This is a genomic window from Micromonospora sp. NPDC005806, assembly GCF_042871425.1.
In the GTDB taxonomy this organism is placed as follows: Bacteria; Actinomycetota; Actinomycetes; order Mycobacteriales; family Micromonosporaceae; genus Micromonospora.
The window spans coordinates 101,080-110,315 of sequence record NZ_JBIAIL010000023.1 but is presented as its reverse complement, the minus strand read 5'-3'; the positions used below and the strand labels follow the sequence as shown (position 1 = coordinate 110,315).

At 72.5% G+C, this 9,236-nt stretch carries 6 protein-coding genes; 3 read left to right on the top strand and 3 right to left on the bottom strand.

Going from position 1 to position 9,236, the window contains the following annotated elements:
* Positions 1-229 precede the first annotated feature (229 nt).
* Both ACFYOS_RS22970 and ACFYOS_RS22965 read left to right on the top strand, forming a co-directional pair.
* Positions 230-1,117, top strand: a complete 888-nt coding sequence (locus tag ACFYOS_RS22970) for a redoxin (RefSeq protein ID WP_387145073.1) — start codon at positions 230-232, stop codon at positions 1,115-1,117.
* Positions 1,118-1,376: 259 nt separating this feature from the next.
* Positions 1,377-2,552 carry an MFS transporter gene (locus ACFYOS_RS22965; RefSeq protein ID WP_387145071.1) on the top strand — a complete coding sequence of 392 codons (1,176 nt, stop codon included), beginning with the start codon at positions 1,377-1,379 and terminating at the stop codon, positions 2,550-2,552.
* Here ACFYOS_RS22965 and corA read toward each other — a convergent pair.
* Positions 2,530-3,645 (bottom strand): magnesium/cobalt transporter CorA, encoded by a 1,116-nt coding sequence (gene corA, locus ACFYOS_RS22960; RefSeq protein WP_387145069.1) that lies wholly within the window; start codon positions 3,643-3,645, stop codon positions 2,530-2,532. The two genes, ACFYOS_RS22965 and corA, sit on opposite strands and share 23 nt — an antisense overlap.
* A 354-nt stretch (positions 3,646-3,999) precedes the next feature.
* Here corA and ACFYOS_RS22955 point away from each other — a divergent pair, with 354 nt between their 5' ends.
* On the top strand, positions 4,000-5,961 hold the full coding sequence (locus tag ACFYOS_RS22955) for an amino acid transporter (RefSeq protein ID WP_387145066.1): 1,962 nt from the start codon (positions 4,000-4,002) through the stop codon (positions 5,959-5,961).
* A gap of 20 nt (positions 5,962-5,981) precedes the next feature.
* On the opposite strand, the gene ACFYOS_RS22950 is transcribed toward ACFYOS_RS22955, so the two are convergent.
* Together ACFYOS_RS22950 and ACFYOS_RS22945 are read right to left on the bottom strand one after the other, a co-directional pair.
* Positions 5,982-6,680, bottom strand: coding sequence for a response regulator (locus ACFYOS_RS22950; protein WP_387145064.1), 699 nt, complete (start codon positions 6,678-6,680; stop codon positions 5,982-5,984).
* Complete coding sequence (locus tag ACFYOS_RS22945) at positions 6,677-9,232, bottom strand: DUF4118 domain-containing protein (RefSeq protein ID WP_387145061.1); 2,556 nt, start codon at positions 9,230-9,232, stop codon at positions 6,677-6,679. The genes ACFYOS_RS22950 and ACFYOS_RS22945 overlap by 4 nt, the downstream gene beginning before the upstream one ends.
* Positions 9,233-9,236 lie beyond the last annotated feature (4 nt).

The window sequence follows — 9,236 nt, the reverse complement described above, 5'->3', positions numbered from 1 at the left end:
GATCGACCAACTCCACCAACTCGGCTACCAAGTCACGGTCCAACGCACACAAACAGCCTGACCTGATCACCACGACCGCCCGATTTTCGTATCAGGCGGTTTCGGCGCTCACGGCTGGCGAGCCGTGTCAGGCTGGCGGCATGGCTCGTGACGTCCCGCCGAATCCGACCGAGGGAATCCTGCTCCTGTCCGGCGGAGCACGACGGGGCGTGACCAGGACTCGGAAGCGATGACCATGCGGCTTCCCGATATCACCGTCGAGCGGTGGGTGAACTCGCCGCCGCTGACCGCGGATGCGCTGCACGGCAAGGTGGTCCTGGTCGACATCTGGGAATACACCTGCATCAACTGGATCCGTACGTCGCCCTACGTGAAGGCCTGGCACCGCGACTACGCCGACCTGGGCCTGGTCGTCGTCGGCGTGCACGCGCCCGAGTTCGAGTTCGGCAAGCGCCCGGAGAACATCGACCGGGGAATCCGCGACCACGGACTCACCTATCCCGTCGCGCTCGACAACGACTTCACCTTCTGGCGAGCCCTCCGCAACAACGCCTGGCCGGCGAAGTATCTCTTCGACGCGGAAGGAAGACTCGTCGATCAATGGATCGGCGAAGGCAGCTACGAGCGGGTGGAGTCGGAGATCCGCCGACTTCTCGTCGCCGGGGCGCCCGGAACCCAGTTGCCGCCGGTCAGCCCGGAAGCGATGGCGTTCGCCACGGCCGGCCAGCCCTCCTACCTCGACGTCACGCCGGAGACGTACGTCGGCGCCGACCGGGGAGAACCGGGCAGTTTCGCCCTGACCGGCGACTGGCGAAGCAGCGGTGAGTACGTCGAACTCGCCAGCGGCACCGGCGAACTCGCCCTTCCCTTCAACGCCGGCGAGGTGAACCTCGTCGTGGACCCCGGATCGTCCGGCGCGGCTGCGGTCCGGGTCCTGCTCGACGGGCAACCCATCGGCGACGAGCGCGGCGCCGACGTCGGCCCGGACGCGGTGGCGCACCTCGACCGGGCGGCAATGTTCCGGCTGGTCAACGGTGCGTCACGGGACGACCATCTGCTGACCCTCGTCGCCGACCAACCCGGCCTACGCGCCTACGTCTTCACCTTCGGCCAGTAGGTCGCGAAGGTCATCCCCGGCGGCATCTCGTCGGCCTCGAGCCCGCTGCCTCCACCGGCACGGGCGACACCAGCGCCGGCCGGTGGGTTACCGTCGACCCGTGATCCCGGTGGAGGCCGTGGCGGCCGCGTACGCCCAGTGGATCCCGCCCGCCCTGCCGCTCTACGGCAACGACCACGAGCGGGCCGACTTCGCTCCCTGAGCCGCTCCCGGCACCCGACGCCTCCTTCCTTCCACGTCGCACCGGGAGCGATGCCTCATGTCCGGGGACAGTTCCGGAATCCGGTCGGTGCTGCGCGCACCGCAGGTCCGCCGAGTCCTCCTCAGCAGCCAGGTCGGTCGGCTGCCCACCGCCAGCGGCCCGCTGGCCCTGCTGCTCTTCGCCCGGCAGTCGCTGAGTCTGGCCACCGCCGGCCTGCTGGTCGCCGCGTACACCGCCGGGATGGCGGCGGGGACACCGATGCTCGCCCGCGCGGTGGACCGCTGGCGGCAGCCGCCGGTGCTGTGGGGCGCGGCGGTGCTCTCCGGCCTCGGGTTCGGCGTGGTGGCGCTGACCGGCGGTGAGGTGACCGGCGCCGTGCTCGGCGCGGCGGTGGCCGGGTTCGGCACACCGCCGCTGGAGGCGTGCCTGCGTACCCTCTGGCCCAGCCTGCTGCCACCGACCGCCGTGCCGACGGCGTACGCGCTGGACATCGCCGTCCAGGAGGTGATCTTCGTGGTGGGGCCGCTGGTCACGCTCCTCGCGGTGACGCTGGCCGGCCCGCCCGCCGGGCTGGTCGCCGCCGGGGTGCTGCAGCTCGCCGGCACCGCGGCCTACGCCTCGGCCCCTGCCGTCCGCACGTGGCGAGGGGTGGCGGCGGTACGGCACTGGGCGGGCCCGCTGCGCGTACCCCGCTTCACGGCGATGCTGGCCGGGGTGGTCGGCGTCGGCGCGGCGGTCGGGAGCATCGCGGTGGCGGTCACCGGCTACGCGGAGACGGTCGGCGACCGGCGGCTCACCGGCTGGCTGCTCGCGGCGCAGGCGGCCGGCGCGCTCGCCGGCGGCCTGCTCTACACCCGGGCCCGGCCGGGCGGCCCGGGTCGCCTGCCGCTGCTGGCCGCCGGTCTCGCCGCCGGCTACCTGCCGTTGCTGCTCGCTCCCGGGCCGGTCCCGATGGCCGGCCTGCTCGTGGTCAGCGGCCTGGCGCTGCCGCCGGTACTGACCGCGATCTTCCTGGCCGCAGAGCGGCTGGCGGAGCCGGGGACGGTGGCCGAGGCGTTCGCCTGGGTGAGCACGGCGTTCGTGGTGGGCAGCGCCGCCGGCTCGGCGCTCGCCGGCCCGCTGGTGTCGACCGGCCTCCGGTACGGGCTGGCCCTCGCGCCGGCCGCGGCGCTGTTCGGCACGCTGGTGCTCGGCGCGGTGAGATGGCCGGTCACAGCCAGCCGCGGCGCTTGAAGAGCAGGTAGAGCGCGCCGCAGACCAGGCCCATCAGGGCGAGAGCGAACAGGTATCCGTAGCGCCAGCCGAGCTCCGGCATGTGGGTGAAGTTCATCCCGTAGACGGTGCCGATGAGGGTGGGCGCGAACAGGATCGCCGCCCACCCGGACACCCTCTTGATCTCCTCGTTCTGCTCGAAACTGGCCGCGGTGAGACTGCGCATCTCCTCGTTCTGGGCCTGCGAGACGAGGGTGGCGTTGACGGTGAGGATGTTCTGCAGCAGGTGCCGGAACCCGTCGACCCGCTCCACGACCTGGGTGAGGTGGTCGGCGACGTCCCGCAACCGGCGGCGCAGTTCCTCGTCCGTGCCGTACCGCTCGAAGCCGGCGGAGAGGGCGTCCACCACCTTCAACAACGGGCGGGCGGCGCGTTGGAACTGGATGACCTCCCGGCTGAGTTCGTAGATGCGGCGGCTGGCCCTCGGGTCGCCGCCGAACACTTCGGTCTCGATCTCGTCGATGTCGTTCTCCAGACCGGCCACGACCGGGGCGTAGCCGTCGACGACCTGGTCGAGCACCGCGTACAGGACGGCCTCGGCACCGCGGGCGAGGGCCTGGGGATCGGCCTCCATCCTGCGCCGCACGGCGGCCAGGTCGGGCGTCTCACCGCGCCGGACGGTGATCACGAACCCCGGCCCGAGGAACAGATGCAGCTCCGCGAACTCGACCTCCTCGCGGTCGTCGAGGTAGCGGGCGGCGCGCAGCACCACGAACAGGGTGTCACCGTAGCGGTCCAGCTTGGGCCGCTGGTGGGCGTTGATGGCGTCCTCGACGGCGAGTTCGTGGAGCTGGAACTCGTCGGCGAGGGAATGGATCTGCTCCTGATTCGGCCGGTACAGCCCGATCCAGGCGATGGCCTGGTCGAGTTCCTGCAGGCATCGGTAGGTGTCGGCGAGGGTGGCCGGGGAGGCGCGCCGGCGGCCGTCGACGTAGACGGCGCTGTCGACCAGCCCACCGGCCCGCGGTGTCTCCTCCGCGTCGTGTTCGTGCCCGTGCTCGTCGAGGCGCCGGCCGAACCCGCCGGACGGCGATGTCAACCGGTGGTCACCCATCAGCCTCCCCCGCTCGTCGGCCGGGCACGGCGGCGTCCGCCGAGTCCCCGGCGCGGCGGCGGTGAAACCCGGACTTGACGGCCGCGCGCCGGCTCCGGCGCCCCGGGCACCCCCATGCGTCAAAAGGGCGTTAAAAATCCGACCGTACGCGTTAAATCCGCGTAGCGAGGGGCGTGCCGACCCGAGTGCGAGGCGATCATGGCCGACGGGACGTCGAGGTCGACCGGGTCGGCGGCTCCGGGCGCGTGCGCCCGGGTGGGACCGGCCGGAACCCCCGCTCGACAGATGGCGTCGGCAGGTGCCCGCCGTCACGTCCGTACGCCCGGCGACCGTGTGGAGAGCCGGGGAGGCACGATGAGCGTGGACATGCGGGAGCGGGTACGGGAACGCCGGAAACGCCCGCTACGCGACTGGCTGCTGGCGGACACGGCGGCGCGGCCGGCCCAGACGGAGGGCCCGTACGGCCGCCCGCCGGAGCGGCACCACCACAGCTGGTGGAAGGTCATGTGCCTCACCGGAGTGGACTACTTCTCCACCCTCGGCTACCAGCCGGGCATCGCCGCGCTCGCTGCCGGCGTGCTGTCCCCGATCGCCACCCTGGTGCTGGTGCTGGTGACCTTGCTGGGCGCGCTGCCGGTCTACCGGCGGGTCGCGCAGGACAGCCCGCACGGCGAGGGTTCCATTGCCATGCTGGTGAAGCTGCTGACGTACTGGCAGGGCAAGCTCTTCGTGCTCGTGCTGCTCGGCTTCGCGGCCACCGACTTCATCATCACGATCACCCTCTCCGCGGCCGACGCCACGGCCCACATCGACGAGAACCCGTTCTGGCCAGCCGGCCTGCGCGGCCACGAGGTGATCATCACCCTGCTGCTGGTCGCGCTGCTGGGGGCGGTGTTCCTGAAGGGTTTCACCGAGGCGATCGGCATCGCCGTCGGCCTGGTCGGGGTCTACCTGGCGCTCAACGCCGTGGTGGTGGTCGACGCGCTCTGGCGGGTGGTCACCCATCCCGCCCGGGTGACGGACTGGACCGCCGCCCTGACCGCCCAGCACGGCGACCCGCTCCTGATGATCGGCATCGCCCTGCTGGTCTTCCCCAAGCTCGCGCTGGGCCTCTCCGGCTTCGAGACCGGGGTGGCGGTGATGCCGCACATCCAGGGCGACTCCGCCGACACCGAGGAGAAGCCGGCCGGCCGGATCCGGGGCGCGCGCCGGTTGCTCACCACCGCCGCCGTGATCATGAGCATCTTCCTGGTCACCAGCAGCATCGTCACCACCGTGCTCATTCCGGCGGAGGCGTACAAGCCGGGTGGCGCGGCGAACGGGCGGGCGCTGGCGTACCTGGCGCACCAGCACCTCGGCGAGGTGTTCGGCACGGTCTACGACCTGTCGACCATCGCCATCCTGTGGTTCGCGGGCGCCTCGGCGATGGCCGGCCTGCTCAACCTGGTTCCCCGCTACCTGCCCCGCTACGGCATGGCCCCCACCTGGGCCCGGGCCGTCCGGCCGCTGGTGCTGGTGTTCACCGTGGTGGCGTTCGTCATCACGATCGCCTTCGAGGCCAGCGTCGACGCCCAGGGCGGCGCGTACGCCACCGGCGTGCTGGTGCTGATCACCTCGGCGGCCACCGCGGTGACGCTCTCTGCCCGGCACCGCCGGCAGCACGGCCGTACGGTGGCCTTCGGGATCATCGCGGTGATCTTCGTGTACACCACCATCGCGAACATCGTCGAGCGCCCGGACGGCGTGAAGATCGCCGCCTGCTTCATCGCCGGGATCATCGCCGTATCGCTGCTGTCCCGGCTGTTCCGCGCGTTCGAGCTTCGGGTCAACCGGGTCGAGTTGGACCCGGTGGCCCGGCAGTTCATCACCGAGGGTGCCCGCCGGCGGATCCGGCTGATCGCCCACGAGTCGGCCAGCCGGGACGCCGCCGAGTACCGTGACAAGCTGGCGCAGATCGTCGCCGACAACGACTTCCCCGCCGACGCCGACGTCGTCTTCGTCGAGGTGACCGTGACCGACCCGTCGGACTTCGAGACCGAGTTGCACGTCACCGGCGCGGTGGTGCACGGGAAGTACCGGGTGCTGCGGCTGGCCAGCTCGTCGGTGCCGAACGCGCTCGCCGCGCTGCTGCTGCACGTCCGCGACCTCACCCACCGCCGGCCGCACATCTACTTCGAGTGGACCGAAGGCAATCCCGCCGGCAACTTCCTGCGCTACCTGATCTTCGGCCAGGGCGAGATCGCCCCGGTCACCCGGGAGATCCTGCGGCAGCAGGAGCCGGACCGGTCCCGGCGGCCGCACGTACACGCCGGCTGACCCGGCGGCCGGCGACGGCGTCAGGGGCGGTAGCGGTAGCCCATCCCCGGCTCGGTGATCAGGTGCCGGGGTCGGGCCGGGTCGTCCTCCAACTTGCGGCGTAACTGGGCCATGTACTGCCGCAGGTAGTTGGTCTCGTTGTGGTACTCCGGGCCCCACACCTCGTGCAGGAGCTGGCGCTGGCTGACCAGCTTGCCCGGGTGGCGCAGCAGCTTCTCCAGCATGGCCCACTGGGTGGGGGTGAGTTTGACCTCGACGCCGTCGTCGCGGGTGACCACGCGATCGGCGAGGTCGACGGTGTGCCGCCCGATCCGCTGGATGGCGGTGGCCGCTGACGTCGTCGCGTCGGCTGGGGTAGCCGCGAGGCGGCGGGTGACCGCGCGGATGCGGGCGAGCAGCTCGTCCACCCCGAACGGCTTGGTCACGTAGTCGTCGGCGCCCGCGTCGAGGGCGGCCACCTTGTCCTCGCTGCCGGCCCGGCCGGAGAGCACGATGATCGGCACGCCGGTCCAGCCGCGCAGGCCGCGGATGACGTCCGCGCCGTCCAGGTCGGGCAGGCCGAGGTCCAGCACCACCAGGTCGGGCGGGTGGCTGGCGGCGGCCTTGAGCGCAGCCGCGCCGCTGTCGGCGACGTCGACGTCGTACCCCCGCGCCCGCAGGTTGATGCGGAGGGCCCGCAGGATCTGCGGTTCGTCGTCGACGACCAGGATCCGGGTCATTCCTGCGGCCCTTCCGACTCGATCCCTCCGGGGGCCGCCGGCAGGCGTACCACCATGGTGAGACCACCCCCCGGGGTGGTCTCGGGGATGATGCTGCCACCCATCGCCTCGGCGAGCCCCCGGGACAGCGCGAGGCCGAGCCCCACCCCGGTCTGGTTGTCCCGGTCGCCGAGCCGCTGGAACGGCAGGAAGACGTGCTCCCACTGGTCCTCGGGAATCCCCGGGCCGGTGTCGATCACCCGCAGCTCCACCTGGCCCGCGTGCGCGCTGGCGGTGATCGTCGGCGGCTGCAAGGGCGGGCTGTAGCGCAGGGCGTTGGCGACGATGTTGACCAGCACCCGCTCCAGCAGGCCGGGGTCGGCGAGCGCCGCCGGCAGGTCGGCGGGGATGTCCGTGGCGACGTCCAGGGCGGCCGGCCCGAGCTCGTCCAGGGCCAGGGGTACGGCATCCTCCAGCCCGATCGCGGTGGCGCTGACGCCCAGCACCCCGGCCTGAAGCCGGCTCATGTCGAGCAGGTTCGCCACCAGCCGGCCAAGCCGGTCGAGTGACTCGTCCGCCGTGGCCAGCAGTTCCTCCCGGTCGTCGGCGTCAAACTCGACGTCGTGGCTGCGCAGGCTGGACACGGCGGCCTTGGCCGAGGCGAGCGGCGTACGCAGGTCGTGGCTGACCGCGGCGAGCAACGCGGTGCGCATCCGGTCGGCCTCGGCGAGGGGCCGGACGGCGGCGGCCTCCTCGGCGAGCCGCTCCTGGCGCAGCGCGACGGCGGCCTGGGCGGCGAACGCCTCAACCACCCGCCGGTCGGCGGCCTCCAGCCGCCGTCCGGAGAGCACGACGCTGAGCCGCTCGTCGACCGGGACCACCGTCTCCCCGGCGCTCGGGCTGCACGCCGGCGCCTCGCCGACGCTGGCCACCACCCGCCAGGCGTCTTCCTCGCGGGCCCGGCCCGGCCGGCCCTCCGCCTCGGCGGCGAGTTCCAGCACGCTGACTGCGCGCAGCGCGAAGGTCTCGCGGAGCCGGTCCAGCAGGGCGGGCAGCGGACGCTCGCCGCGCAGCACGCTGCCCGCGACGGTGGCGAGGGTCTGGGCGTCGGCGGAGGCCCGCGCCGCTTCCCGGGTACGCCGGGCGGCGACGTCGACCACCCAGCTCACCGCGATGGCGACGCCGACGAAGACGCCGAGCGCGAGGAGGTTGTCCGCCTCAGCGATGGTCAGGGTGTGGAAAGGCGGGGTGAAGAACCAGTTCAGCAGCAGTGAGCCGCCGAGCGCCGCGACCAGCGCCGGCCACAGCCCGCCGACCAGCGCCACCCCGACCACGCCGGCGAGGAAGAGCAGGATGTCATTGGTGAGGCTGAGGTCGGGCAGCGTCGACAGCACGAAGGTCAGCAGCGGCATGCCGAGCAGCGCGAGGGCGAAGCCGAGCAGCCGGCGCCGTCGGGACAGCGCCGCCGGCACCTCGCCCGCCCGCCGGCCCCGCCCGGCCTGCGGGTGGGTGACGAGGTGTACGTCGATCGGGCCGGACAGCGAGGTGGTGGTGACCCCGACCCCCCGCGACAGGACCTGCGCGAACCGTCCCCGCCGGCTCGCGCCCAGCACGAGCTGGGTGGCGTTGACGCCACGGGCGAAGTCCAGCAGCGCGGCCGCGATGTCGGTGCCGAGCACCTGGTGGTACGTGCCGCCGAGGCTCTCCACCAGGACCCGCTGCCGGGCCAGCTGGGCCGGGTCGGCGCCGGCCAGTCCGTCGCTGCGGGCCACGTGCACCGCCAGCAGGTCGGCACCCTTGCTCCGGGCGGCGATCCGAGCCGCCCGCCGGATCAGCGTCTCGCCCTCCGGCCCACCGGTCAGGGCGACGACGACCCGTTCCCGCGCTTCCCAGGTCTCGGAGATGCCCTGCTGAGCCCGGTACGCGTCGAGCTGGTCGTCGACCTTGTCGGCCAGCCAGAGCAGGGCCAGTTCGCGCAGCGCGGTGAGGTTGCCGACCCGGAAGTAGTTGCCCAGTGCGGCGTCGATCTTGTCGGGCCGGTAGATGTTGCCGTGCGCCATCCGGCGGCGCAGCGCCTCGGGCGTCATGTCGACCAGCTCGACCTGCTCGGCGGCGCGGACCACCTGGTCGGGGAGGGTCTCCCGTTGGGTGGTGCCGGTGATCTGCGCGACGACGTCGTTGAGCGACTCCAGGTGCTGGATGTTGACCGTGGACAGCACGCTGATCCCGGCGTCGAGCAGCTCCTGGACGTCCTGCCAGCGCTTCTCGTGGCTGGAGCCGGGCACGTTGGTGTGTGCCAGCTCGTCCACCACGACGACCTCGGGGCGGCGGGCCAGCACGGCGTCGAGATCCATCTCGGTGAACTCGACGCCCCGGTAGGTCATGGCGCGGCGTGGCACCTGCTCCAGATCACCGAGCATCGCCGCCGTGTGCGGCCGGCCGTGGGTCTCCACCAGGCCAATGACCACGTCGGTGCCCCGCTCGGCGCGCCGCTGGGCCTCTTCGAGCAAGGCGTACGTCTTGCCGACGCCGGGTGCGGCCCCGAGATAGATGCGCAGTTCGCCCCTGGGCACGGGA